Raw genomic sequence first — 25,717 nt, forward strand, 5'->3', positions numbered from 1 at the left:
GTGATTACGATGCGCCCACTTGAAAGAGCACATCTCAATTGGATGAGTCGCTGAACTGCTCTTCGGTACTGTCCCGCGTTGCTGAAACTCCATTCGCGCGCATGACTGTAATCCTTAATAAAGGCCATGGATGTCCTACTCAAGCAAACTTTCCGCCCATTACCTCGAACTCGCAAAAGTCTCTGTTTCCAAAGAGAATTTTGCGGGCGAAGACGTTCGTTTTTCGAGCGAATTCGAGGCGCTGGAAAGTGAGCTGGCCAAGGCTTCGTCGATGCACGAAAGCGGGCAGATCGACTGGCTGAAAATCCGCGAAAACAGCGAAAATCTGCTGCGTACCCAATCCAAGGATCTGCGTGTCGGCGCCTGGCTGACCTGGTCGCTGTACCAGCGCGAATCCTTCCCCGGGCTGCTGGCCGGCCTCGGTCTGCTGCACCATCTGTCGGAAAACAACTGGGCCGACGTCCACCCGCTCAAACCCCGTACCCGTGCCGCCGCGATCGGCTGGCTGGTGCCGCGTCTCGAGCAGGTCATCACCGAAAATATTGCGATCAAAGAGCAGTTGCCGATGTTCCGGCAGCTCTCCGAGCACCTGGCCGGTCTTGAGGCCGCGTGCACTGAACACCTGGGCGATGACGCGCCGCTGCTGCTGCCGATCTCCCGCCGCCTGAAAACCATGATTCAGCGCGCCGCCGACAACCAGCCGGCACCCGGTGTGGTGGGCGCGGCGGTAGCGCAGGTCAAGCAGGCCGCGACCCAACTGCTCACCCCTGGCGCGCCGATCGACAACGAGCGGGATGCGCACAAAGCCCTGCGCGCCCAGCAGGACAGCGCGCGCCCGCTGTGTGCCTGGTGGCTCAAGCAGAAGGCTACCGATCTGCGCGCGCTGCGCCTCAATCGCACGCTGTTGTGGATGACCATCGACGCGGTGCCCGAGCGCAACGCCGAGCAGATCACCGTGCTGCGCGGTCTGCCGCTGGAAAAGCTCAAGCTCTATCAGGACCGTTTCGATCAGGGCAAATACGCCGACCTGCTGGTGGAACTGGAGGCGAGCCTGGCGAAGGCGCCGTTCTGGTTCGATGGCCAGAGGATGGTCTGGGAATGTCTCCAGAACCTCAACGCCGAGCTGGCCATGCGCGAAGTGGAAATCCACTTCGCGCTTTTGATTCAGCGCCTGCCGGGCATCATCGAGTTGCGCTTCCATGACGGCGCGCCGTTTGCCGATCCGTCCACCCGGGCGTGGATCGCCGCCAACGTCATGCCGCACCTGCAAAGCGCCAGCGCGCCGCGCAAGGTCGAAAGCGAGAACGTCGAAACCCAGCCCGCCTGGGAAAAAGCCCTCGAGGAAGTCCAGCCGATCCTGCGCAAGGAAGGCTTGAAGCCGGCCGTGCAGATTCTCAAGCAGGGCCTGCAATCGGCCCACGGTGGCCGCGAACGCTTCTTCTGGCAGTTCACCCTCGCGCGGCTGTGTTTCCTGGCCAAGAAATACGAACTGGCCAAGAACCAGCTGGAAACCCTCGATCAGACATTACAGGACTCAGGCCTGCACGCCTGGGAGCCCGATCTTGCATTGCAAGTGCTGCACCTGCTGCACAGTTGCTGCGAGTTGTTGCCGCAGAACCACGCCGTACGTGAAAGCAAGGAAGAGATTTATCGCAGGCTGTGCCACCTCGACCTCGAAGTGGTACTCGAATAGGCCCCAGGGCCACAACCGCAAGGAGAAAAGCCATGGCCAAAGAAGGCTCGGTAGCCCCCAAGGAACGCATCAACGTCACCTTCAAACCCGCCACCGGCGGAGCTCAGGAAGAGATTGAACTGCCGCTGAAGCTGCTGGCAATCGGTGACTACACCCACCGCAAGGACGATCGCAAAATCGAAGATCGCAAGCCGATCAGCATCGACAAGATGACCTTCGACGAAGTGTTGGCCAAGCAAGAGCTGGGTCTGACGCTGAGCGTGCCGAACCGTCTGCAGGAAGATGGCGAGGCTGAAGAGCTGGCCGTGCAATTGCGCGTCAATTCGATGAAGGACTTCAACCCGGCCAGCCTGGTCGAGCAAGTGCCTGAGCTGAAAAAACTGATGGAACTGCGCGATGCGCTGGTGGCCCTCAAAGGCCCGCTGGGTAACGCACCTGCGTTCCGTAAAGCGATCGAAGGCGTGCTCGCCGACGACGAATCCCGCGGTCGCGTACTCGGTGAGCTGGGCCTGAACGCCGCAGCCCCGGACGCCTGAGACTCCAGTAGCCAAGGAAGCCAACACAATGAGCACTAGCGCAGCACAAGAGAAGAGCGCCGCCAGCGGCGAATACAGCATTCTCGACAGCATCATCGCCGAAACCCGTCTGACCCCGGACGACGAAGCCTACGACATCGCCAAGCGTGGCGTGTCGGCGTTCATCGAAGAGCTGCTCAAGCCGCAGAACAACGGTGAGCCGGTCAAGAAAGCCATGGTTGACCGCATGATCGCCGAGATCGATGCCAAGCTCAGCCGTCAGATGGACGAGATCCTGCACCACCCGGATTTCCAGGCTCTGGAATCGTCGTGGCGTGGTCTGCAGCTGCTGGTCGACCGCACCAACTTCCGCGAAAACATCAAGATCGAAATCCTCAACGTCTCCAAAGAAGACCTGCTGGACGATTTCGAAGATTCGCCGGAAGTCATGCAGTCGGGCCTGTACAAGCACATCTACACCGCTGAATACGGCCAGTTCGGTGGTCAGCCGGTGGGCGCGATCATCGCCAACTACTACATGTCGCCAAGCTCGCCAGACGTCAAGCTGATGCAGTACGTGGCCAGCGTTTCGTGCATGTCCCACGCGCCGTTCATCGCTGCCGCCGGGCCGAAATTCTTCGGCCTGGAAAGCTTCACCGGCCTGCCGGATCTGAAGGATCTGAAAGACCACTTCGAAGGCCCGCAATTCGCCAAATGGCAGAGCTTCCGTACCTCGGAAGATTCTCGCTATGTTGGCCTGACCGTGCCGCGTTTCCTGCTGCGCAACCCGTACGATCCGGAAGAAAACCCGGTGAAATCGTTCGTGTACAAGGAAACCGTTGCCAACAGCCACGAGCACTACCTGTGGGGCAACACCGCTTACGCGTTCGGCACCAAGCTGACCGACAGCTTCGCCAAATTCCGCTGGTGCCCGAACATCATCGGCCCGCAGAGCGGTGGCGCGGTTGAAGACCTGCCTCTGCACCATTTCGAAAGCATGGGCGAAATCGAAACCAAGATCCCTACTGAAGTTCTGGTTTCCGACCGTCGTGAATACGAACTGGCCGAGGAAGGCTTCATCTCCCTGACCATGCGTAAAGGCTCCGACAACGCGGCGTTCTTCTCCGCCAGCTCGGTGCAGAAGCCGAAGTTCTTCGGCATCAGTGCAGAAGGCAAGGCGGCAGAGCTGAACTACAAGCTCGGCACCCAACTGCCGTACATGATGATCGTCAACCGTCTGGCTCACTACTTGAAAGTGCTGCAGCGCGAGCAACTCGGTTCGTGGAAAGAGCGTACCGACCTCGAGCTGGAACTGAACAAGTGGATCCGTCAGTACGTTGCCGACCAGGAAAACCCGAGCGCCGAAGTGCGTGGCCGTCGTCCGCTGCGCGCTGCGCAAGTGATCGTCAGCGACGTTGAAGGCGAGCCGGGCTGGTACCGCGTGAGCTTGAACGTGCGTCCGCACTTCAAGTACATGGGTGCCGATTTCACCCTGTCGCTGGTTGGCAAGCTGGACAAAGAGTAAGAGCGACTCATGGACGGATACGGCAGCCTGTTCGAACGCCTCAACGGCGACGCACAACTACGCAAGGGCAACAGCCTTGAGGCTTGTGCCATGGCGTCAGTGGCTGCCCATCTGGCCAAAATGCTCAGCACCCGGGCCGGCAGCGTGCAAACGCTGGCCGACTACGGGTTGCCCGATCTCAATGACATGCGCCTGAGCCTGCACGACTCCCTGAGTCAGGCCCGTCTGGCTATCGAAAACTTCATCGAAGCCTACGAGCCGCGCCTGAGCAACGTGCGTGTCATTTCCCTGCCGCGTGACCACGATCAACTTCGCCTGGCCTTCAGTATCGAAGGCCTGCTGGAAGTCGAGGGTTTCAAGCGTCAGGTCAGTTTCTCCGCGCGCCTGGATGGCAGCGGTCAAGTCAAGGTCACCTAAGGAGATCCCCGATGTCTGGCAAACCCGCAGCACGCGTATCCGACCCCACCGCTTGCCCGCTCCCCGGCCACGGCACCAACCCGATCGCCGCCGGTTCCGGCGACGTGTTCTTCGACGGCCTCGCGGCCGCCCGCCAAGGCGATGTCTCGGCGTGTGGTGGTGCGATGGTCGGCGATCTTGCGACAACCGTGTTGATCAACTGCAAACCGGCTGCGACCGTAGGTTCGGTTGGATCTCACGGCAATAAGGTCACGGCCGGATCCGGGACGGTGATTATTGGCAATTCGCATACGCCGGCGCCGTTTGTGCCGCCGGAGCCGGTCATCATTCCTGGAATATTCAATCGTGTCTTTGAATTCAAAACCGCAGATGGAAGAACGGTTGAAAATTTAAACTACATCATGCGCTCTGATAGCGGGATTGAGAAAACAGGCTCAACGTCAACAGGCATGTCAGGTGGTTTTTCAACTGGAAAGACGGCAGAGCCTGTAACTATATATATTTCGGCGGACTAGTAGGTATGGAGACCGTAATCAACATCGATGGTGTCGCTTACACGTTTGTGACTCAGGACGAGGTGACTACACTTAAAGTTCTTACCGAAACAACTGAGAGCAAGGATACAAAGCCTAAGAAAGTTGACCTTCCGTTGGCCTGGATTATTACGCGAAAAAGTGGTGTGCCGCTCTTCGCCTTGAAACCGGGTAAGGATGACTCTCCATTCAGAATTATCACTGCGGAGAAACTATACGCAGAAAAGGGTCAGTGGTTCGAACCGTTGGCCAGATATTATAGAGAGCTTGTCTGGATCAACCCGGAAACAACGCAGGCCGGATCAGAATCGCATGCGGCTTATAAACATGTTACTTGGCAGGAGCTGATCGACTTCGCAATCGTCGACCGGTTTTCATTCACTTTTCACTCTGGAATGCCGGGTGACTGGAAATTCCGTGCCGTGGGCGGTGCTGAGTTCTTGATGGTGTTCATGGAGGATAAACCGTATTGGACTGATGGCATTGGCCAGGTGCCGTTTGCGGTTAACACCTATAGAAAATATCTGCGAGAAACAAAGCAGGTAGAACTCGCAATAAAGCTGGCTGGTGAAACGGGTGTGACCTGGGGCGACGGCAAAGCCTATACCGGAGCAGAGCGAGGACCGAAAGACGTTTACGATAACTTCATCATATTGCGAGGGATATTGTGGGCAAAAGAAAACTGCAAGTTGGTTGTGAAAAAAGACACGGTATACGATAAAGGTATCCCGCACACAATTGAACTTACTGACGCACCTTATGTGCCTGTATCGAATGCGAAGTTAATAAATCCAATTTCGCAAGGCGATATGGATCAGTACGGGGCATGGAATAAATGAAAGCTCGTCGCTTAGTTGCCTGTATTCCACACCTGATAGTATGTGCCCTGTATATTCCTTTGCATAACTACGGTGTCGACGTATATATCGATATGTATGGCGGGTTGACATCGAGAGGTATCGGCATCGGTATGACGCCGGATCTAATGGTTCAGTATTTTGTGGTGATGAACGCTATAGCGTTTTTTGTCCCCAAGCTGAAATTAAAGGTCCTGTCTGTCTCATTAATGCTGGGACTTATTTTGTACTATTTTTTGCCTCACTACCCCGTCCGTGCGATGGCTTACACCTCGATGGGTGGTGTCCTGACTTTTGCGGCGATATTTGCTGGCCAATTGATTGATCGCGTTTTTTTTTCAAATCGAGAAGTTAAAGCATGACTGTTGGGCGTTATGGCCGACATTGCCCGCGGGGAGTTTCTTACCCGCATGAACTGTTCTGCTGTTTTTTTAAATGAGTTCCACTACCAGGCAGGTACCCCGTGTCCTTTAACCACTACTACCAAAGCGAACTCACCGCACTGCGCCAGCTCGGTCGCCGTTTCGCCGAGCGTAGTCCGGCGCTGGCGCCGTATCTGGGGCAGGCCGGGCGGGATCCGGATGTGGAGCGGTTGCTCGAAGGCTTTGCGTTTCTGACCGGGCGTTTGCGCCAGAAGCTCGATGACGAACTGCCGGAGCTCAGCCATTCGCTGATGCAGTTGCTGTGGCCGAACTACATGCGCCCGCTGCCGGCGTTCAGCATTTTGCAGTTCGATCCGCTCAAGCGTTCCGGGCCGGCGCTGCTGGTCGAGCGCGATACGCCGATCGAGAGCAAGCCGATCGAAGACGTGCGCTGCCGTTTCCGCACCTGCTACCCGACCGAAGTGCTGCCGCTGGATCTGGCCGCGCTGAATTATTCGGTGAAGGGCGATGGCTCGCTGCTCAGCCTGCGCCTGGAGATGAGCGCTGACGGCCACCTCGGCGAACTGGAGCTGAGCAAATTGCGCCTGCACTTTGCCGGCGAGCGTTACATCAGCCAGATGCTGTACCTGAGCCTGCTGCGCAACCTCGACGGCATCGAACTGATCCCGCTTGACGGCGCCGGCAAGCCGATCGATGGCGTCAGCGGCAAGCCGATGGCGTTCAAGATTCCCGGCGACCGGGTGAAACCGGTGGGTTTTGCCGAAGAAGAAGCGTTGATCCCGTATCCGCTGAATACCTTCCGTGGCTATCGCTACCTGCAGGAATACTTCGCCTTTCAGGACAAGTTCCTGTTCGTCGACGTCAACGGTCTGGACATTCTCAAGGCCTTGCCGGAAGACACCCTCAAGCAGATGCGCGGCCTCGAACTGCGTTTCGACATTCGCAAGAGCGGCATCATGCGCATGCGCCCGACGCTTGATAACGTGAAGCTGTTCTGCACGCCGATCGTCAATCTGTTCGAGCACGACGCGCTGCCGATCCGTCTCGATGGCAAGCAGGACGAGTACCTGTTGCTGCCGGCGGAATACGACCTGGAAAACTGCGGTGTGTTCTCGGTGGAAACCGTCACCGGCTGGAAGCCCGGCGGTCTCGGTTATCAGGAATACGTGCCGTTCGAATCGTTCGAGCACGACCCGAGTTTCGACGTGCCCAACAGCCGTCCGCATTACAGCATTCGCCAGCGTTCGTCCTTGTTGCATGACGGCCTCGACACTTACCTGAGCTTCGGCATCCGCCACACCGAAGCCCACGAAACCCTGTCGATCGAGCTGATGTGCACCAACCAGAACCTGCCAAAAAAGCTCAAGCTCGGCGACATCTGCATGGCCAGCGAGCAGACCCCGGAATTCCTCAGTTTCCGCAACATCACCCCGGCCACTCCGAGTTTCGCGCCGCCGCTGAACCGTGACTTCCTGTGGAAGCTGATCAGCAACATGTCGCTTAACTATCTGTCGCTGGCCGACGTCAATGCGTTGAAGGTGATTCTGGAAACCTACGACCTGCCGCGCTACTACGACCAGCACGCGGAAAAGGTCAGCAAACGCCTGCTCGGCGGCCTCAAGCACATCAAGCATCACCACGTCGACCGACTGCATCGCGGTCTGCCGGTGCGCGGTTTGCGCACCGAACTGACCATCGACCCGGAAGGCTATATCGGCGAAGGCGACCTGTTCGTCTTCGCTTCGGTTCTCAACGAGTTTTTCGCGCTTTACGCCAGTCTCAATTCATTCCATGAGCTGCGGGTAAAAAGCACACAGGGAGAGGTGTACCAATGGACACCACGTATGGGCCTGCAGCCCCTGCTTTAAGCGGGCTGACGAAGGTAATACGCGAGTACTCGCTGTTTCAGGCCGTGCTGCTGGTGATCGACCGGCTGCGCGAGGCACACCCGCATCTGAGCGAAGACGATCTGTATGACCAGGTCGAGTTCCAGGCCAACCCGAGCTTGGGCTTTCCGCGCAGCGACGTCGATCGCGTCGAGTTTTTCGAAGAGCACGGCAAGATGCGCGCGCGCATCCGCTTCAACCTGATCGGCCTGGTCGGCTCCGGTTCGCCGCTGCCGGCGTTCTATGGCGAACAGGCCCTGGGCGACAGCGAGGACGGCAACCCGACGCGCAATTTCCTCGACCTGTTCCACCATCGCCTGCAACGGCTGATGCTGCCGATCTGGCGCAAGTACCGCTACCGCGCGAGTTTCCAGAGTGGCGCGATCGATCCGTTCTCGGCGCAGCTGTTTGCCCTGATCGGCCTGGGCGGGGACGAGATCCGCAAGGCCAAGGAACTCAACTGGAAACGCTTGCTGCCGTACCTCGGCCTGCTCAGTTTGCGCGCGCACTCGGCGGCGCTGATCGAAGCCGTGCTGCGTTACTACTTCAAGCACGAAGACCTGGTCATCGAGCAGTGCATCGAGCGCCGCGTGGAAATTCTCGACGAGCAGCGCAATCGTTTGGGCCGCGCCAACAGCGTACTTGGCGAAGACCTGGTACTGGGCGAGCACGTGCGCGATCGCAGCGGCAAATTCCGCATTCACATCACCGAACTCGACTGGCAGCGATTCCATGAATTCCTGCCGATCGGTTTCGGCTACCAGCCGCTCTGCGCGCTGGTGCGGTTCACCCTGCGTGACCCGCTCGATTACGACATTCGCCTGGTCCTGCGCCAGGAAGAAATCCGCGAACTGCGCATCGGTGAGCAGAACGCCTGTCGCCTCGGTTGGACCAGTTGGCTGGGCCGCGAAAAAGCGGACGGCGTGGTGACCCTGGGCAGCAAAATTCATTAAGGACGTGAGCCATGATCAACGTAGACCTGCAACAACTCATCCAGGCGCTGGACGCCGAAACCCGTCGTGATCTGGAGCGTTCGGCCGAGCGTTGCGTCGCCCGTGGCGGCAGCAAGATTCTTGTCGAAGATTTGCTGCTGGGCTTGCTCGAGCGTCCGAACGGCTTGCTGTCGCGCGCGTTGCAGGATGCTGACGTCGACGCCGGTGAACTGACCGCTGCACTGCAATCGCGGGTCGAACACAGCGCCTCGCGCAACCCGGTATTCGCTCCGGAACTGGTGCAATGGCTGCAAGACGCGCTGCTGGTGGCCAACCTCGAGCTGGGCCAGACCCAGGTCGAAGACGCCGCGCTGATCCTGGCGTTGCTGCGCAACCCGATGCGTTATGCCGGCAGCCGCTATCAACCGCTGCTCGCCAAACTGAATATTGATCGCCTGAAGGAATTTGCCCTGTCGCAACAGGAGCAACCGGCGGCCAACGGCAAACCGGCGGCGCAGGGCGAATCGCTGTTGCAGCGCTTCACCCACAACCTGACCCAACAGGCCCGCGACGGCAAACTCGACCCGGTGTTGTGCCGTGACGGCGCGATTCGCCAGATGGTCGACATCCTCGCTCGTCGGCGCAAGAACAACCCGATCGTCGTCGGTGAGGCCGGTGTCGGTAAGACCGCCATCGTCGAAGGCCTCGCCTCGCGCATCGCTGCCGGTGAAGTGCCGCAAGTGCTCAAAGGCGTTGAATTGCTGTCGCTGGACATGGGCCTGTTGCAGGCCGGCGCCAGCGTCAAAGGTGAATTCGAGCGTCGTTTGAAAGGCGTGATCGACGAGGTCAAAGCGTCGCCGAAACCGATCATTCTGTTCATCGACGAAGCCCACACGCTGATCGGCGCGGGCGGTAATGCCGGCGGCTCCGATGCGGCCAACCTGCTGAAACCGGCGCTGGCCCGTGGCGAACTGCGCACCATCGCCGCGACCACCTGGGCCGAGTACAAGAAATACTTCGAGAAAGACCCGGCGCTGGCCCGTCGTTTCCAGCCTGTGCAATTGCACGAACCGACTGTCAGCGAAGCAGTGACCATTCTGCGTGGTCTGGCTCAGGTCTACGAGAAGAGCCACGGCATCTATCTGCGCGATGACGCGGTGGTGTCCGCTGCTGAATTGTCCGCGCGTTACCTGGCCGGTCGGCAACTGCCGGACAAAGCTGTCGACGTCCTCGACACTGCGTGCGCTCGCGTGCGCATCAGCCTCGCTGCGGCCCCGGAAAGCCTCGAGCGCCTGCGTGGCGAACTGGCTGAAGGCGGCCGTCAGCGTCAGGCCCTGCGCCGCGATGCCGAAGCTGGCTTGCTGATCGACCACGAAGCGCTGGAAGCACTGGAAGCGCGTCTGGACGAAGCCGAAAGCGAGATGGTTGCGCTCGAGACCTTGTGGACTGAGCAAAAAGAGCTGGCCGAGCGTCTGCTGGAACTGCGTCAGCAACTGGCCAAGGCCCGTGATGCCGCAGCCGTCGAGCCGACCGTCAGCGTTGAAGAAGACGCCGAAGGCACCGTGATTGAAACTGTGGTCGCCGAAGTCGAAGAAGGCCAGAGCGTCGAAGCGCTGGAAGCTCAGCTGCATGAAACCCACGCCGCGTTGACCGCTGCGCAAGTCAAAGAACGTCTGGTCAGCTTCGAAGTCTGCCCGCGTCTGGTCGCCGAAGTGATCAGCGCCTGGACCGGTGTGCCGCTGGCGCAACTGGCCCGCGAGCACAACGCCAAGGTCGCCAGTTTCGCCACCGATCTGCGCACGCGCATCCGTGGCCAGGAACAAGCCGTGCACGCGCTGGATCGTTCGATGCGCGCCACCGCTGCCGGTCTGAACAAGCCTGATGCACCGGTCGGTGTGTTCCTGCTGGTCGGCCCGAGCGGCGTCGGCAAGACCGAAACCGCGCTGGCCCTGGCTGACCTGCTGTACGGCGGCGACCGCTTCATCACCACCATCAACATGTCCGAGTTCCAGGAAAAGCACACCGTCTCGCGTCTGATCGGTGCGCCACCGGGCTATGTCGGTTACGGCGAGGGCGGCATGCTCACTGAAGCCGTGCGTCAGAAGCCGTATTCGGTGGTGTTGCTCGATGAAGTCGAGAAGGCCGACCCGGACGTGCTCAACCTGTTCTACCAAATCTTCGACAAAGGCGTGGCCAACGACGGCGAAGGTCGCGAGATCGACTTCCGCAATACGTTGATCCTGATGACCTCGAACCTTGGCAGCGACAAGATCAGCGAACTCTGCGAAGACGGCGCGCGGCCGACCGCCGAAGTGCTCGAAGAAACCATTCGCCCGGTACTCAGCAAACACTTCAAGCCGGCGCTGCTGGCGCGGATGAAAGTGGTGCCGTACTACCCGGTGGGCGGTCCGGTGCTGCGCGAGCTGATCGAGATCAAACTCGGCCGTCTCGGCGAGCGCCTGAACCGTCGTCAGCTGGACTTCAGCTGGTGCCAGAACCTCGTCGATCACCTGTCCGAGCGTTGCACGCAAAGCGAAAGCGGTGCGCGCCTGATCGATCATCTGCTCGATCAACACGTGCTGCCGTTGGTGGCTGATCGTCTGCTCGATGCGATGGCGACCGGCGAAAGCCTCAAGCGTGTGCATGCCACGCTCGACGGCAACTCCAGCGTGACCTGCGAGTTCGTCTGAGGTGGGCGTGATGTTCACTCAAGTGCCGCAGCCACTGGTCTATGCCGAAGCGTTGCTGGCGCAGTTCGCCAGTCTGTCGCGGGCGGCGGACAGTGCTGCGCTGCTGGGTGAATTCGTCCGTGGTCTGGCCGAGCTGAGCGGCTGCGAACTGACGCAGCTGTACCTGCTCGACGCCACCCACACCTGCCTGGGGATGAATGCCGAGTGCCTCGACGGCGCGCTGCAACCGCGTCAGGCGGCGAGCCTGCCGGCGGATTACAACGGTGAACAACTGCTGCAATTCGCCCTGTGCCAGAACCGCGTGGTGTGCCTCGACGACCTGACCGGCAGCCTGCACGAAACCAGTTTTCTGCCGGCGACGAGCACGCCGTGGCAGTCGCTGTTGTGCGTGCCGCTGGTCAATCAGCACAAGTCGGTTGAGGGCTTGTTGCTGTGTGCCAGTCGTCGTCGCACTGACTTGCAGGGTTTCGCCGACTCCCTTGGACAGCTCGGCTCGTTCGTGCTCGGCCAACTGCATCTGCTGCAACGCCTGCGTCAGCCAGCCGCCGAATCGGCCACCGCCACTCGCAGCGTGCCGAGCATCAGCGGCTACGGCCTGATCGGTAAAAGCGCGGCGATGCGCCAGACCTACTCGCTGATCAGCAAGATCCTCCACAGCCCGTACACCGTGCTGTTGCGTGGCGAGACCGGCACCGGCAAGGAGGTGGTGGCGCGGGCGATCCACGATTGCGGCCCGCGTCGCTCCCAGGCGTTCATCGTGCAGAACTGCGCGGCGTTCCCGGAAAACCTGCTGGAAAGCGAACTGTTCGGCTATCGCAAGGGCGCCTTCACCGGCGCCGATCGAGATCGCGCAGGGCTGTTCGACGCGGCCAATGGCGGCACGCTGCTGCTCGACGAAATCGGCGACATGCCGTTGTCGCTGCAAGCGAAGATTCTGCGCGTGTTGCAGGAAGGCGAGATCCGTCCGCTGGGTTCTAACGACACGCACAAGATCGACGTGCGCATCATCGCCGCAACGCACCGTGATCTGGCGGCGCTGGTCAGCGAAGGCAAGTTCCGAGAGGACTTGTACTACCGCCTCGCACAATTCCCGATCGAGCTGCCGGCCCTGCGTCAGCGCGAAGGCGACATCCTCGATCTGGCCCGGCATTTCGCCGAGAAGACCTGCACGTTTTTGCAGCGTGACCCGGTGCGCTGGTCGGATTCGGCGCTGGAGCATCTGTGCGGCTACAACTTCCCCGGCAACGTTCGCGAACTCAAGGCACTGGTCGAGCGCGCGGTGTTGCTCTGCGAGGGCGGCGAGTTGCTCGCCGAGCATTTTTCCCTGCGCCTGGAAGCGATGCCGGAAGACAACAGCGGCCTGAATCTGCGCGAACGCCTGGAGCAGGTCGAGCGCACTTTGCTCCTCGATTGCCTGCGCAAGAACGACGGCAACCAGACCCTCGCCGCCCGCGAACTGGGCCTGCCACGGCGCACGCTGCTGTACCGCCTCGGGCGCCTGAATATCAATTTGGGTGACTTTGATGGTTGAGCTACAGCACTTCTTCGAACCCAACACATACCCTGTGGCGAGGGGATTTATCCCCGTCCGGCTGCGCAGCAGTCGCAGTCCGGTACATACGGTTTCACTGAGAAATCGCGCTGGCAGGTTATGGGGGCGCTGCGCGCCCCAACGGGGACAAGTCCCCTCGCCGCGGGAGGTCGCCGTACCTCCAGGCTATGGCGCAAGGCCTCGATCTAGAGGCTTCGAGCCCACCTCAAAAACTTATTTCAGCGCCGCCCGCAAGGGTCGGCGCTTTGTGCTTTGTCTACACCTGGAGACCCTCTGATGTCTGTTCGTCACTGGCACGCTGTCCTGCTGACCCTCGTCGTTCTATGCGGCCTTGGCGGCTGTAGCGGCAATTACAAATTCAACGACAACGACTATCGCCCGTTGGGTGATCCGCAAGCGGTCAATCGCGGCAAGTGACCGCAAGGAGCATCAAACATGGAATTGGTTTTCGAAATGCTGAACACCAAGCAGTTCGTGCCCACCGAGTTGTGCCAGCGGACCTTCAAACAGGCCGGTGGCGTGATCGGGCGCGGCGAGGACTGTGACTGGATCATCCCTGACCGCAAGCGGCACCTGTCCAATCATCACGCGATTGTCAGCTACCGCGAGGGCTCGTTCTTCCTTACCGACACCAGCAGCAACGGTGTTCAGGACGGCAGCAGCGGCGCGCGCCTGCACAAGGGCGAGCCGGTGCGCATCGAGCACGGCAGCACCTACATTCTCGGCGACTTCGAGATCCGCGCGCGGCTGGTCCGTGACCCGGCGACCTTCGACGGCGAAGTCGGCCGTCCGCGTGCCGCTGGCAGCATCATTCCGGATGACGCGTTCCTCGACCTCGACCCGCTCAATGCCCTCGAACAGCAAGAGCGCGTCTACTCGGAAATCGACGAACTGCTGTCGCCCACCGCCAAGCCGGAAGACTCCCGTCAACGTGCCGACTACGCGCGCATCGACATGGAAAGCCTGATGGTCCCGGAGCTGATTGCCGCCCCGGTCGAACCTGAGCCGGCGCCTGCACCGAAAGCCGTCGAGCGTCAGAGCGAAGGTTTCTGGGAGCACTTCGGCGCGGCGCTCGGCGTCGACGTCAAAGGCCTCAGCCACGACGAACGCGAAGCGCTGGCGCTGAACGCTGCGCGGCTGCTGCGCCAGAGCATCGGCGGTTTGCAGCAGAGCCTGCGCACCCGCTCCGAGCTGAAAAACGAACTGCGTCTGGCCCAGACCACGGTGCAGGGCACCAACAAGAACCCGCTGAAATTCGCCGTCGATCCGAGCGAAGCACTGGAAATTCTGTTGCAGCCAAGCAAACCGGGGCACCTGCCTGCCGAGCAGGCGATCTCCCGCGCATTCCGTGATTTGCAGGCGCACCAAGTGGCTTTGCTCACCGCCAGTCGCGCCGCCGTACGCGGCACGCTGGAGCACTTCTCGCCAGAGCAACTGACCCTGCGTTTCGAGCGTGACAGCAAGCCGTTGATCGCCACGTCGGGCGGGCGCTGGAGAGCGTTCGGCCGCTATCACCAGGCACTGCGTCAGGACGATGACTGGAGCGAGCGTCTGCTGGCCCGCGACTTTGCCCAGGCCTACGAAGAACAGATCCGCCTGATCTCCACCCTCCACACCGACCACCAAGGATGATGCGCATGTCTCGCCGCTCGACCGCTTTTTTCAAGACGCTGACTGCGCTCACCGTGCTGGTGCTGCTTGCCGGTTGCTCGTCGCTGTCGCCGTACTCGAAAGTGACCAAGATCAATCTGAAACTGACCGGCAGCGATCAGCTCAACCCGGACCTCAACGGGCGGCCGTCGCCGATCGTCGTGCGTCTGTTCGAACTCAAGCACCCGGTGACCTTCGAGAACGCTGATTTCTTCAGCCTCTACGAACGCGCCAAGGAATCCCTCAACCCGGATCTGGTGGCCAGCGAAGAACTCGAACTGCGCCCGGGTGAAACCGTGGAACTGAAACTCAGCGTGGAGGAGGGCAGCCGTTACGTGGGCATCCTCGCTGCTTATCGCGACCTGCCGGATACGCAATGGCGCCACACCGTGCAGATCACTCCGCTGGAACTCACCGAGGCTGATCTGACCCTCGATCAGGCCGGTATCCGCAACACCCAACAAGTGCTCGCCAAGGCGGATGACTGATCATGAACACCCATAAAGTCATTTGGCAGGAAGGCATGCTGCTGCGACCGCAGCACTTCCAGCACAACGATCGTTACTACGATCACCAGATGAAAACCCGCACGCAATTGCTCGGTGGCTACACCTGGGGTTTTCTCAATCTGGAAATCGACTTGCAGTTCCTCAACATGGGCAAACTGGTGATCAGTGAAGCCTCGGGGATTCTGCCGGACGGCAGCCTGTTCGAACTCGGTGGCAACACCGAGCCGTTGGCGCTGGACGTGCCGCCGAACACCGGCAACACGCCGATCTATCTGGCGCTGCCACTGGTCACCGGCAACCACATCGAGGCCCGGCGCCCGGAGCAATCCGACGTGCTCGCGCGCTACACCGCCTATGACGCCGAAGTCGCCGACTCCAACGCCGGCGACGATTCTGCCAGCCAGGTCAGCTGCGGTCGTCCGGACTTCAAACTGTTGCTCGGCGAGCAGCAGAGCGATCAGGCCTACGTGAAGCTGAAAATCTGCGACGTGCTCGACACCACGCCCGACGGCGTGATCAGCCTCGACCCGGATTTCGTCCCGACCTACATTCAGGCCCACGCCTCCAGCTACCTGCTGTCGTGCCTGAAAGAAGTCATCAGCATGCTCAGCCACCGTGGCGACACCATCGCCGAGCGGATTCGCTCCAACGGCAAGGTCGGCGGCGCTGAAGTCGGCGACTTCATGATGCTGCAACTGATCAACCGTACCGAACTGCTGCTGCGCCATTACCTCGGTCTGGAACAAGTGCACCCGGAAGAGTTGTACCGCACGCTGCTGACCATGCTCGGCGATCTGGCGACCTTCTCCGGCGAGAGCAAACGCCCGCGTCTGGACAGCCGCTATTCCCACGCCGATCAGGGCGCAAGCTTCCGCAAACTGATGGAAGCGATCCGTCAGGTGCTGTCGATGGTGCTCGAACAGCACGCCATCGAGTTGATCCTGCAGGCGCGTCAGTACGGCATCATCGTCTCGCCGTTGCACGACCACAAACTGCTCGGCTCGGCCTCGTTCGTGCTGGCAGCCAGTGCCAACTGCGACTCCGAAGAACTGCGTCAGCGTTTGCCGCAGCACCTCAAGGTCGGCCCGGTGGAGCGCATCCGCCAACTGGTCAACCTGCACTTGCCGGGGATCAAGGTCAAACCGTTGCCGGTGGCCCCACGGCAGATCGCGTTCCACTCGAACAAAACCTATTTCATCCTCGAACTCAGTTCCGAAGACCTGGCACAACTCGAGCGCTCCGGCGGTTTCGCGTTCCACGTGTCCGGCGAATTCGCCGAGCTTGAACTGAAATTCTGGGCCATCAGGAACTGACCGACATGATCAAGGAAACGGATTACAACCAGGACGACAAAACCGTCCTGCTCGACCGTCAGGGCCACGGACCGGCATCGAGTCCGCTGACCGACTTCGCCGCGCCGCCGCGTTTCGAGCAACTGGAAGAACGCATGATCTACGCCGCGCGCCTGCGTCCGGCAGAGGCCTTCAACATCAGCCTCAATTCGTTGGTCGCGGCCTCGTCCGACCTGCTCTCGGAAGTGGTGCGTCTCAAGCACAGCGAGACCCGCGAAGACCTGTACGCGCTAAATGAGCGGCTGACCGCCGGGCTGAAATTGTTTGAAGTGCGCGCCCTGCACAACGGCGCCGAAAGCAGCCAGGTAATGGCCGCGCGTTACGTGCTCTGCACCGTGGTCGACGAAGCTGTCGTGACCACGCCGTGGGGCAACGAAAGCGAATGGTCGCAGATGAGCCTGCTGAGCAGCTTCCACAACGAAACCTTCGGCGGCGAGAAGTTTTTCCAACTGCTCGATCGGCTGTCGAAAAACCCGGTCAAGCACTTGCCAATGCTCGAACTGATGTACCTGTGCCTGTCCCTCGGTTTCGAGGGCAAGTACCGCGTCCAGGCGCGCGGCATGCTTGAGCTTGAAGGCATCCGCGACGCCTTGTACCGGCAGATCCGTCAGTTGCGTGGCGACGTGCCGCGCGAGTTGTCGCCGCACTGGGAAGGTCTCAACGATCAGCGCCGCAACCTGGTGCGCATCGTGCCGGCGTGGATGGTGGTGCTCTTTACTCTGGTCTGCCTGGTGGTGATGTATTCGGGCTTCGCCTGGGTCCTGAGCGAACAACGCGACACCGTTCTGCATCCTTATCAGCCGCTTGATCCAGCCGCGGTGCAACCGCAGGCGCAGCCGTAAAACAGGGACGTGTGATGAAAAAGTTTTTCAAGAAAGTCGGCGCCTTCCTGCGCCAGACCTGGGTCTGGACTCTGCTGCTGGTGCTGTTCGTGGCGCTGCTGGTGTGGTTCGTCGGCCCGTTGTTGGCGGTCGATGATTACAAGTTCTGGGAAAGCGCGACCTCGCGTCTGCTGACCATCAGCGTGCTGTTCCTGATCTGGGGCCTGACCATGGTCTTCGTCAGCTGGCGCGCGGGTATCCGCAAGAAAGCCGAAGAAGAAAGCGAGGACGGTCAGGACCGCATTCGCCGCGAAGAGCTGATCGACGAAGAACAGAAAGAGTTGAAGGCGCGGTTCAAGGACGCGCTGAAAACCCTGAAGACGTCGAGCCTGTATCGCGGTCGCAGCGAGCGCTGGCGCAGTGACTTGCCGTGGTACCTGCTGATCGGTCCGCAGGCCTCGGGTAAGACCAGCCTGCTGGACTTTTCCGGTCTGGAGTTCCCGATCAACAAGATCGACCGCAAGCTGACCCGCGACACCCTCGGCACCCGTCATTGCGACTGGTATTTCGCCGATCACGGTGTCCTGATCGACACCGCCGGGCGCTACACCACTCAACCGGACGCCGAAGTCGACGGCAACGCCTGGACCACCCTGCTGGAACTGCTGCGCAAGCGTCGTCGCGGCCGTCCGTTGAACGGCGTGCTGGTGACCATTCCGGTGGAAACCCTCACCGGCGGCAGCGAGCAGGACATCGAGACCCTCGCGCGCCAGGTGCGCAGCCGTTTGCAGGACGTGCATCAGAAACTCCACGTCGATGTGCCGGTGTATCTGGTCCTGAGCAAGGCTGACAAGCTGCTCGGCTTCGACGAGTTCTTCGATCAACTGACCCGCGAAGAAAGTGATCAGGTGCTCGGCACCAGTTTCCGCAAGGATCAGGTCGGCACCGACGTCACGGTCCTGCGCAACGAGTTCGAAGAGCTGCTGCGCCGCCTGAACAGCCAAGTGATCATGCGCATGCACTCCGAGCGCGACACTCAGCGCCGTGGCCGCATCCTCGACTTCCCGCATCAGTTGGGGCAGATCGGCGAGCGTCTATGCCTGTTCGTCGACATGGCGTTCACCGGCAACCGTTATCAGCGCGCCACGCAACTGCGCGGTTTCTACCTGACCAGCGCGCCACACCTGACCCAGGAAATGGATTCGACCACCGCCGGCATCGGCGCCAGCCTGGGCATGAACGCCGGTGTGCTGCCGACTCTGCGCAGCGGCCGTTCGCGGTTCATCCACCACTTGCTCAGCCAGGTGATTTTCCCCGAAGCCGATCTGGCCGGTCTGGACAAGCGCGAGCGCAGCCGCATTCATTGGGGCCAGCGTGCGCTGTACGTCGGCGCTCTGGCGGCACTGGCACTGTTCGGCATGCTCTGGGCCGGTGGTTTCTCGGCCAACTACGAGCGTCTGGAAAACCTGCGCACGCTGGCGCAGAACTGGACCCAGCAACGCTCGGCCGTCACGCCGCGCGATGACGCCATGGGCGTGCTGAAAGTGCTCGACACCAGCTACGCCGCGACCCAGGTGTTCCCGAGCAAGAGCGACGTGTCGTACCACGAGCGTGGCGGCCTGTATCAGGGCGAAGAGATCAACCCGGTGGTGAAAACCGCCTACGAGCGTGAGCTTGAAGCGCAGTTGCTGCCGCGGGTGGCGACCATGCTCGAGGGGCAGATCCGCGCCAACATGAAGGACCGCGATCGCCTGCTCAACAGCCTGCGTGCGTACCTGATGCTGAACATGAAGGATCGTCGCGACGCGGCGTGGCTCAAGGACTGGGTTGCCACTGACTGGTCGCAGCGCTACACCGGCAACACCGCGGTGCAGAACGGTTTGAACACGCACCTCGAGCGCTTACTCAAGCAGCCGTTCATTTATCCGCTGAACGATCAACTGGTCACGCAGGCGCGTCAGGTCCTGCGCAGCGAATCGTTGGCCAACGTGGTTTACCGCATGCTCCGCGAGCAGGCGCGCAACCTGCCGGACTATCGCTTCAGCCAACACCTCGGCCCACAAGGCTCGTTGTTCATCGGCACGGAATACGTGATCCCGGGTTTCTACACCCAGCAGGGTTATCAGCAGTATTTCTCGGTGCAGGGCGCGGCTCTGGTCACCGATATCCTGCGTGACAACTGGGTGCTGGGCGAAGGCGCGGGCATCAGCGACATGGACTTGCGTCGCCTGATGGTCGAACTCGAGCAGCTGTACTTCCGCGACTACGCCAACTACTGGAGCGAAGCCGTTGGCCAGGTCGCATTGCCACCGATCAGCGACGCTGGCGAAGGCGCCGAGCAACTGGCGGGCCTGACTTCGGCTAACTCGCCGGTCCTCGCATTGCTCACCGAAGTGCGTGAAAACACCCGCTTCGAAGCTGCGCCTGATCCGGTCGATGAAGCCGGCGAAGCTGCCGATGCGCTGGCCGGACAGAAAGGCAAAATGGGCAAGGTCGGCAAACTCGCCGCGGCTGCCGCCGATAAGGCTTCGGCGCTGAACGTGGCGAAGAATCTGCCGGACACCGCGAAGAAATCCCTGCAGCGCCGCTTCGAACCGCTGCATCGTCTGCTCGATGACAACAACGGCCCGGGTGCTGACCTGACGCCAGCGTTCAGCGCGCTCAACGACCTGCAACTGCAACTGGCCGGTCTGGCCCGTTCCAGCACGCCGGAGCAAGCCGCGTTCGAGATGGCCAAGACGCGCATGAGCGGCCAGCGTGATGCGCTGACCAACCTGCGCAATGCCTCCGGTCGTCTGCCGCGTCCGCTGAGCGTGTGGTTCAACGTGCTGGCCGAAGACTCGTGGCGCCTGGTGCTCAACGATGCCTACCAATACCTGAACGGCCGTTATCAGAACGAGCTGTACAGCGTGTATGGCAAGACCATCAGCAAGCGTTATCCGTTCAGCGCCAGCAGCACCAGCGACGTGGCGATCAGCGACTTCCGCGAGTTCTTCCGTGCTCAGGGTACTGTCGATCGCTTCTTCGACAGCTACATGCGTCCATTCGTCAGCGGCGATCCGGGCAACTACCGCATGCGCAGCGTCGACGGTCACAGCCTGCCGGTATCGAAAATGTATCTGGACCAGATGGCGGCGGCGCAGACCATTCGCCAGAGCTTCTTCTCGATCAACCCGGCCGAGCCGACCGTGCAGTTCAAGCTCGAGCCGTACACCCTCGATCCGGCGGTCAGCCGCTCCGAATTCAAGTTCGGCGACAAGACCATGGAATACCGTCACGGCCCGATCCTGCCAATGACCTTCAAGTGGCCGACCGATGCTGAAGACGGTCGCACCAGTCTGGTCATGGACAAGATGGCCGGGCGTCCGATCGGTATCGAGAAGAACTCCGGCCCATGGTCGCTGTTCCGTCTGTTCGACCTGATGCAGACCGAGTACCTGAACGGTCGTGATGTGCTGGTACTGAAAGCGGACGTGGGCGGCCTGCGCGCCAACTACCTGCTGACCAGCCAGCGCACGCCGAACCCGTTCGACATGGGCGTGCTGCGCACCTTCCGTATGCCGGTGCAGCTCTGATGCTGGTGGCCAGTCCCTGGCGCAGCGCGGCGCGTACCGACCCGGGCAAGGTGCGGGCGCGCAACGAAGATGCCTTCCTCGACTCGCCGCAGCATGGGCTGTGGGTGGTCGCGGACGGCATGGGCGGTCATCAGGGTGGCGACATCGCCAGCCAGTTGATCGTCGCCAGCCTGGCTGAGTTGCCGCAACACGAGGACTTCGACGAACGCCTCAAAGCCATCCGCCAGTGCCTGCACTGGCTGAACCGGCGCTTGGGCCAGGAGTTGACGGTCACTGCCGGACGTCACGACAGCATCATGGGCAGCACCGTCGTCGCGCTGCTGGTGGAAGGCAATCGCGCGGCCTGCATCTGGGCCGGCGACAGTCGTTGCTACATGTGGCGCGGGCAGCGGCTGTATCAGCTGTCCAAGGACCATTCGCTGCAACAGCAGCTGATCGACGAGCAGCAAATGAGCGTCGAACAGGCGGCAGCGCACCCGGCGGCTCAGGCACTCACCCGAGCCGTCGGCGCCGCCGACACACTGACCCTGGATGTGCTTGAACTCGAGGTCTATCCGGGCGATGTGTTTTTGCTCTGCAGCGATGGTTTGTATCAGGGCCTGAGCAGCGATGCCCTCGGCAACGCCCTCAGCCTCAGCGCGCCGCACGTGGCGCTGGAACGTTTGTTCGACGGCGCCCTGCGAGGCGCCGCGCGGGACAACCTGACTGCCGTGGTGATCCGCCAATGAGTGAACTCGAATCGCCCATCGATGACCTGCTGATCAGCGAAGAGCAGGCCAACAACCTGACCTACTTCGCCTTCGCCAAGGGCAACCAGGCCGAACCGTTGCTGGCGCCGACCAAGGCCAGCATCGGTGCGCTGCCGGATGTACTCGCCGGTCGCTACCACCTCGAGCGTCTGCTCGGGGCCGGTGGCATGGGCGCCGTTTACCGGGCGCGGGATCTGCTGCATGAGCAGTTCGGCGATCCCGACCCTTACATTGCGCTGAAAATCCTCAGCGAAGAATTTGCCGAATCGCCGGACGCCAGTGCCTTGCTCTACAGCGAGTTCGCCCTGACCCGACGCCTGCGCCACGACAACGTCGTGCGTGCACACACCTTTGAAGTCGACACCGACTGCCAGCGGGCCTTTATCACCATGGAATACATGCGTGGCCTGACCCTGGACAAATTGCTCTGCGAGCGGCCCCTCGGCCTGCCGTGGGAAGAACTGCGCGACATCGTCCTGCCGCTGCTCGACACGTTGGCCTACGCCCACCGTCGCGGCGTGCTGCACGGTGATCTGAAACCGAGCAACGTCATGCTCAGCGAAGACGGCCTGCGCCTGTTCGACTTCGGTCTGGGGCAGGCAGAAGAGGGCACCTTGCCCGGCCTGCCGCACCTGAGCCGCGAGCGCTTCAACGCCTGGACCCCGGGCTACGCCGCCCCCGAACTGCTTGAGGGCCAACCGTTGTCGGCCAGCGCGGACGTGTACGGGGTGGCCTGCGTGATCTATGAACTGGCGGGCGGCAGACACCCGTTCCGCCGCTTGCCCTCGACCCAGGCCCGCGACGAGCATCTGGAGCGCGAGCTGCGCGCCCCAGCGAATCTACCCCAGCAAGGCTGGCAAGCGCTGCGAACCGCGCTGAGCTTCAACCCGGCAGAACGCACCATCACTGCCCAACAATTGCGTGACGCCTTGGGCGCCACTTCGTCCTGGCTGCAACGTCTGCGACTTCGGGCGTAACGGATGACATTCGAACAGGGAGCACACGATGTTCAACTCAGCTAACGAAACCCACTTCAGCCTCAAGGTCGAAGACTACGTCGGCGACCTGCAAGTGCTGTCGTTCACCGGCACCGAAGGCATCAGCCAGGCGTATCGCTTCGACCTCGAACTGGTCAGCGAAAACCCCGATCTGGACCTCGAACAACTGCTGCACAAGCAGGCGTTTCTGGCATTCGATCCACAGGGCTCGGGCATTCACGGGCAGATCTACCGCGTCGCCCAGGGCGATGCCGGCAAGCGCCTGACCCGCTACAAAGTCTCGATCGTGCCGCAACTGCAATACCTGCATCACCGCACCAACCAGCGTATCTACCAGCAGATGTCCGCGCCGAAAATCATTGCGCTGATCCTCGAAGAGCACGGCATCAAGAGCAACGCCTACAGCTTCCAGCTTAGCCAGCCGTGCCCGGATCGCGACTACTGCGTGCAGTACGACGAAACCGACCTGCATTTCGTCCAGCGTCTGTGCGAAGAGGAAGGCATTCACTACCACTTCCAGCACAGCGAAAAAGCCCACCTGCTGGTGTTCGGCGACGACCAGACCGTGTTCCAGAATCTCGGTCAGCCGACTGCGTACGTGCAGGGCAGCGGTATGGTCGCCGACGAGCCGGTGATCAAAGCCTTCAAACTGCGTCTGGAAACCCGCACCACGCGCACCACGCGCCGCGACTACGATTTCGAAAAACCGCGCCTGCGAATGGAAGCCGCATACAAACCTGACGGCGAGAGCACTGAACCGGATCTCGAAGACTACGACTACCCCGGCCGCTTCATCGACCGCGCGCGCGGCAAGTTCCTCAGCCAGCGCGCCCTCGAACGCCACCGCGCCGACTACCGCCAGGCCGAAGGTCGCGGCGACCAGACCAGACTGGTCAGCGGCCACTTCATGGAAATGTCCGACCACCCGCGCAGCGAGTGGAACGACCTGTGGCTGCTCACCGAAATCTTCCACGAAGGCAAACAACCGCAAGTCCTCGAAGAAGGCGTGACCAGCGACACCACCGACAACAAGGACGACTTCCACCAGGGCTACCGCAACACCTTCCTCGCCACCCCGTGGGACGTGTTCTACCGCCCGGCCCTCGAACACCCGAAACCACGCGTGCTCGGCAGCCAGACCGCCATGGTCACCGGCCCCAAAGGCGAAGAAATCCACTGCGACCAGTACGGCCGCATCAAAGTGCAATTCCACTGGGACCGTGAAGGCCTCGCCGATGACAAAACCAGCTGCTGGCTACGCGTCTCCAGCTCCTGGGCCGGCGACCGCTACGGCGCCATCAGCATCCCGCGCATCGGCATGGAAGTCCTCGTCACCTTCCTCGAAGGCGACCCCGATCAACCGCTGGTAACCGGCTGCCTGTACCACAAGGAAAACCCGGTGCCGTACGCCTTGCCTGCGAACAAGACCCGCAGTGTGTTCAAAACGCTCAGCTCCCCGGGTGGCGGTGGGTATAACGAACTGCGCATTGAAGACAAGAAAGGTGCGGAGCAGATCTACATTCATGCGCAGCGCGACTGGGATGAGAACGTTGAGCACGACCAGAAGATTCGGGTCGGGAATGAGCGTCATGACACGGTGGTTAAGAACACCTACACCGAGCTGAAGGCTGAAGAACACCGCACCACGATTTCCGACCGCAAGGTTGAAGCGAAGCTGGATGATCACCTGACGATTGGGCAGAACCAGCATGTGAAGCTGGGGACTGCGCAGCTCACCAGCGTGGGGAAAGAGATACACCTCAAGGCTGGGGACAAGATCGTTATTGAGGCGGGGACAGAGCTGACCATTCTTGGGGGTGGGAGCTTTATCAAGCTTGATGGCGGTGGGGTTACGGTGGTTGGGCCGGTGATCAAGATCAATGCGGGTGGCTCGGCTGGGTCCGGCACGGGGATCGGGATTAAACCGCCAGTGCTGCCGGGGGCGGCGGATAAGGATAAGGCGGGGAGTTTGATGGATCAGGCGTTGTTGAATGCGCCGCCTGAGAAGGTTAAGCCGAAGGCTTTTTTTGTGTTTTCTGAGTGATCGACATGAATGGTGTTTTGAAGAAGAGCAATGGCATCACGATGGCGGTTTTCACCGCGTCGCTGTTGAGCCTGTTTCATGGCAGCGCTTATGCGGATGAATGTCCGTCCGAGGACTTTTCCCAGTTTCTGCCAGCGTTTTCTGCGAATGCCGAAACTCAGCAGCGGTGGACTGCAATGACGGTGAAGTCGCTGGTTTTGAAACCGGTGGGAGATCATGGGGTTTTTGAGCCTCAAACGATGGGGCTTACTAGCACCAATTTAGCGTTTCCGTTGATGGCGCCTGTAGGCGCGGACAAGACTGAAGGCGTAGAGGTTGAGGCGATTGACGATAATCATTTCAACGTAGTGGATAAGCGAGCAGGTAATAGCAACATCAAGATTTTTAACTTTTCTCTCCAAGCGTGTTGGGTGCTTGAGGGGGTTGAAGATTGGTCGATCAGTGAGAAAGATCTCGTAGAGACGAGCAAGCCCCGCATGAGCGAGGCAGAGAATTTTTGCTTTCAACGTGCAGAGGCCTTTAGAGGTCTAGGGGGGCTGGAGCAGTACCGACTCACAGGTGAGTTGTTTGAAGCTTCCTTGGAAAACTATCTATGCGCAGCCGCTTCCGGCGATCCCCAGGCTAGTTTGAATGCAGCAAGCTTGAGTCTTTCCGGAATGGCTCCGCAGTTGCAAACGGAGAAGGTTGAGCAGCTATTCAAGGCAGCAGCGACCACTCTGCCTGAGGGGGCGATGAGCCTCTCGTTGTTCTATTGCGATGGAAACAATATTTCCTCCAATGGCCCTTGCCAGCATCCAGCACAGGCTGAGGAAGCGCTGACGCAAGCGGCCCGTATGGGAAGTGCTTTTGCGATAAATGCACTCGGGCGTGCCTTTGAAACTGGAGAGCTGGTAACGAAGGACATGTCCCGGGCGGTTGCGTGCTACCAAGTGGCTGCCAAAAAAGGCAGCAAAGGGTCTATCGCACATTTGGAACGTCTAAATAAACAGACCGCTGAAATTACTAAAGCCAGCTATTGCTACTGATTATTGCAGGA

At 60.6% G+C, this 25,717-nt stretch carries 21 protein-coding genes; all 21 read left to right on the plus strand.

What is annotated here, in order from left to right:
* The first annotated feature begins 130 nt into the window (after positions 1 to 130).
* Complete coding sequence (gene tssA, locus D6877_RS14075; RefSeq protein WP_056790892.1) at positions 131 to 1,693, plus strand: type VI secretion system protein TssA; 1,563 nt, start codon at positions 131 to 133, stop codon at positions 1,691 to 1,693.
* A 32-nt stretch (positions 1,694 to 1,725) separates the two neighbouring features.
* Positions 1,726 to 2,229: a type VI secretion system contractile sheath small subunit gene (gene tssB, locus D6877_RS14080; RefSeq protein ID WP_016772498.1), complete on the plus strand. Its 504-nt coding sequence runs from the start codon at positions 1,726 to 1,728 to the stop codon at positions 2,227 to 2,229.
* Positions 2,230 to 2,257: 28 nt separating this feature from the next.
* Positions 2,258 to 3,733: a type VI secretion system contractile sheath large subunit gene (gene tssC / locus D6877_RS14085; protein WP_016772499.1), complete on the plus strand. Its 1,476-nt coding sequence runs from the start codon at positions 2,258 to 2,260 to the stop codon at positions 3,731 to 3,733.
* A 9-nt stretch (positions 3,734 to 3,742) separates the two neighbouring features.
* A complete protein-coding gene (gene tssE / locus D6877_RS14090; RefSeq protein ID WP_007920274.1) occupies positions 3,743 to 4,150 on the plus strand; it encodes a type VI secretion system baseplate subunit TssE in 408 nt (135 codons plus the stop codon).
* An 11-nt stretch (positions 4,151 to 4,161) separates the two neighbouring features.
* Positions 4,162 to 4,665, plus strand: a complete 504-nt coding sequence (locus D6877_RS14095) for a PAAR domain-containing protein (RefSeq protein ID WP_130911189.1) — start codon at positions 4,162 to 4,164, stop codon at positions 4,663 to 4,665.
* A gap of 5 nt (positions 4,666 to 4,670) precedes the next feature.
* Positions 4,671 to 5,522 carry a hypothetical protein gene (locus D6877_RS14100; protein ID WP_016772501.1) on the plus strand — a complete coding sequence of 284 codons (852 nt, stop codon included), beginning with the start codon at positions 4,671 to 4,673 and terminating at the stop codon, positions 5,520 to 5,522.
* The gene (locus D6877_RS14105) at positions 5,519 to 5,902 is read left to right on the plus strand and encodes a hypothetical protein (RefSeq protein ID WP_110599800.1); all 384 of its coding nucleotides are present in this window, start codon (positions 5,519 to 5,521) and stop codon (positions 5,900 to 5,902) included. Before D6877_RS14100 ends, D6877_RS14105 begins: the two co-directional genes overlap by 4 nt.
* A gap of 101 nt (positions 5,903 to 6,003) precedes the next feature.
* The gene (gene tssF, locus D6877_RS14110) at positions 6,004 to 7,791 is read left to right on the plus strand and encodes a type VI secretion system baseplate subunit TssF (RefSeq protein ID WP_024014825.1); all 1,788 of its coding nucleotides are present in this window, start codon (positions 6,004 to 6,006) and stop codon (positions 7,789 to 7,791) included.
* Positions 7,755 to 8,762: a type VI secretion system baseplate subunit TssG gene (tssG, locus tag D6877_RS14115; protein WP_130911190.1), complete on the plus strand. Its 1,008-nt coding sequence runs from the start codon at positions 7,755 to 7,757 to the stop codon at positions 8,760 to 8,762. The genes tssF and tssG overlap by 37 nt, the downstream gene beginning before the upstream one ends.
* An 11-nt stretch (positions 8,763 to 8,773) precedes the next feature.
* Positions 8,774 to 11,431: a type VI secretion system ATPase TssH gene (tssH, locus tag D6877_RS14120; RefSeq protein WP_130911191.1), complete on the plus strand. Its 2,658-nt coding sequence runs from the start codon at positions 8,774 to 8,776 to the stop codon at positions 11,429 to 11,431.
* 10 nt (positions 11,432 to 11,441) lie between these two features.
* Entirely contained in the window at positions 11,442 to 12,962 is a 1,521-nt protein-coding gene (locus D6877_RS14125) for a sigma 54-interacting transcriptional regulator (protein ID WP_122705536.1), read from the plus strand.
* 297 nt (positions 12,963 to 13,259) lie between these two features.
* Positions 13,260 to 13,400, plus strand: a complete 141-nt coding sequence (locus D6877_RS14135; protein ID WP_003229566.1) for a hypothetical protein — start codon at positions 13,260 to 13,262, stop codon at positions 13,398 to 13,400.
* Positions 13,401 to 13,418: 18 nt separating this feature from the next.
* Positions 13,419 to 14,615, plus strand: coding sequence for a type VI secretion system-associated FHA domain protein TagH (gene tagH, locus D6877_RS14140; protein WP_130911192.1), 1,197 nt, complete (start codon positions 13,419 to 13,421; stop codon positions 14,613 to 14,615).
* 5 nt (positions 14,616 to 14,620) lie between these two features.
* Positions 14,621 to 15,121, plus strand: a complete 501-nt coding sequence (gene tssJ, locus D6877_RS14145; protein WP_016772509.1) for a type VI secretion system lipoprotein TssJ — start codon at positions 14,621 to 14,623, stop codon at positions 15,119 to 15,121.
* Positions 15,122 to 15,123: 2 nt separating this feature from the next.
* Complete coding sequence (gene tssK / locus D6877_RS14150) at positions 15,124 to 16,455, plus strand: type VI secretion system baseplate subunit TssK (RefSeq protein ID WP_016772510.1); 1,332 nt, start codon at positions 15,124 to 15,126, stop codon at positions 16,453 to 16,455.
* 5 nt (positions 16,456 to 16,460) lie between these two features.
* Positions 16,461 to 17,336, plus strand: coding sequence for a type IVB secretion system protein IcmH/DotU (gene icmH, locus D6877_RS14155; protein WP_016772511.1), 876 nt, complete (start codon positions 16,461 to 16,463; stop codon positions 17,334 to 17,336).
* Positions 17,337 to 17,350: 14 nt separating this feature from the next.
* A complete protein-coding gene (tssM, locus tag D6877_RS14160) occupies positions 17,351 to 20,890 on the plus strand; it encodes a type VI secretion system membrane subunit TssM (protein ID WP_130911193.1) in 3,540 nt (1,179 codons plus the stop codon).
* Complete coding sequence (locus tag D6877_RS14165; protein ID WP_041476618.1) at positions 20,890 to 21,618, plus strand: PP2C family serine/threonine-protein phosphatase; 729 nt, start codon at positions 20,890 to 20,892, stop codon at positions 21,616 to 21,618. Before tssM ends, D6877_RS14165 begins: the two co-directional genes overlap by 1 nt.
* Positions 21,615 to 22,616, plus strand: a complete 1,002-nt coding sequence (locus D6877_RS14170; protein ID WP_130911194.1) for a serine/threonine-protein kinase — start codon at positions 21,615 to 21,617, stop codon at positions 22,614 to 22,616. The genes D6877_RS14165 and D6877_RS14170 overlap by 4 nt, the downstream gene beginning before the upstream one ends.
* Positions 22,617 to 22,644: 28 nt before the next feature.
* Positions 22,645 to 24,681 carry a type VI secretion system tip protein VgrG gene (locus D6877_RS14175; RefSeq protein WP_130911195.1) on the plus strand — a complete coding sequence of 679 codons (2,037 nt, stop codon included), beginning with the start codon at positions 22,645 to 22,647 and terminating at the stop codon, positions 24,679 to 24,681.
* Positions 24,682 to 24,686: 5 nt separating this feature from the next.
* Positions 24,687 to 25,706: a sel1 repeat family protein gene (locus tag D6877_RS14180; RefSeq protein WP_130911196.1), complete on the plus strand. Its 1,020-nt coding sequence runs from the start codon at positions 24,687 to 24,689 to the stop codon at positions 25,704 to 25,706.
* Positions 25,707 to 25,717: the final 11 nt, after the last annotated feature.

The organism is Pseudomonas sp. Sample_9, from assembly GCF_004307535.1.
GTDB classification, from domain to species: domain Bacteria; phylum Pseudomonadota; class Gammaproteobacteria; order Pseudomonadales; family Pseudomonadaceae; genus Aquipseudomonas; species Aquipseudomonas mercuritolerans.

Bases quoted from the DNA above. Each gene is read 5' to 3' on its own strand.
- tssA (WP_056790892.1), top strand. From the start codon at position 131: ATGTCCTACTCAAGCAAACTTTCCGCCCATTACCTCGAACTCGCAAAA.
- tssB (WP_016772498.1), top strand. From the start codon at position 1,726: ATGGCCAAAGAAGGCTCGGTAGCCCCCAAGGAACGCATCAACGTCACC.
- tssC (WP_016772499.1), top strand. From the start codon at position 2,258: ATGAGCACTAGCGCAGCACAAGAGAAGAGCGCCGCCAGCGGCGAATAC.
- tssE (WP_007920274.1), top strand. From the start codon at position 3,743: ATGGACGGATACGGCAGCCTGTTCGAACGCCTCAACGGCGACGCACAA.
- D6877_RS14095 (WP_130911189.1), top strand. From the start codon at position 4,162: ATGTCTGGCAAACCCGCAGCACGCGTATCCGACCCCACCGCTTGCCCG.
- D6877_RS14100 (WP_016772501.1), top strand. From the start codon at position 4,671: ATGGAGACCGTAATCAACATCGATGGTGTCGCTTACACGTTTGTGACT.
- D6877_RS14105 (WP_110599800.1), top strand. From the start codon at position 5,519: ATGAAAGCTCGTCGCTTAGTTGCCTGTATTCCACACCTGATAGTATGT.
- tssG (WP_130911190.1), top strand. From the start codon at position 7,755: ATGGACACCACGTATGGGCCTGCAGCCCCTGCTTTAAGCGGGCTGACG.
- tssH (WP_130911191.1), top strand. From the start codon at position 8,774: ATGATCAACGTAGACCTGCAACAACTCATCCAGGCGCTGGACGCCGAA.
- D6877_RS14125 (WP_122705536.1), top strand. From the start codon at position 11,442: ATGTTCACTCAAGTGCCGCAGCCACTGGTCTATGCCGAAGCGTTGCTG.
- D6877_RS14135 (WP_003229566.1), top strand. From the start codon at position 13,260: ATGTCTGTTCGTCACTGGCACGCTGTCCTGCTGACCCTCGTCGTTCTA.
- tagH (WP_130911192.1), top strand. From the start codon at position 13,419: ATGGAATTGGTTTTCGAAATGCTGAACACCAAGCAGTTCGTGCCCACC.
- tssJ (WP_016772509.1), top strand. From the start codon at position 14,621: ATGTCTCGCCGCTCGACCGCTTTTTTCAAGACGCTGACTGCGCTCACC.
- tssK (WP_016772510.1), top strand. From the start codon at position 15,124: ATGAACACCCATAAAGTCATTTGGCAGGAAGGCATGCTGCTGCGACCG.
- icmH (WP_016772511.1), top strand. From the start codon at position 16,461: ATGATCAAGGAAACGGATTACAACCAGGACGACAAAACCGTCCTGCTC.
- tssM (WP_130911193.1), top strand. From the start codon at position 17,351: ATGAAAAAGTTTTTCAAGAAAGTCGGCGCCTTCCTGCGCCAGACCTGG.
- D6877_RS14165 (WP_041476618.1), top strand. From the start codon at position 20,890: ATGCTGGTGGCCAGTCCCTGGCGCAGCGCGGCGCGTACCGACCCGGGC.
- D6877_RS14170 (WP_130911194.1), top strand. From the start codon at position 21,615: ATGAGTGAACTCGAATCGCCCATCGATGACCTGCTGATCAGCGAAGAG.
- D6877_RS14175 (WP_130911195.1), top strand. From the start codon at position 22,645: ATGTTCAACTCAGCTAACGAAACCCACTTCAGCCTCAAGGTCGAAGAC.
- D6877_RS14180 (WP_130911196.1), top strand. From the start codon at position 24,687: ATGAATGGTGTTTTGAAGAAGAGCAATGGCATCACGATGGCGGTTTTC.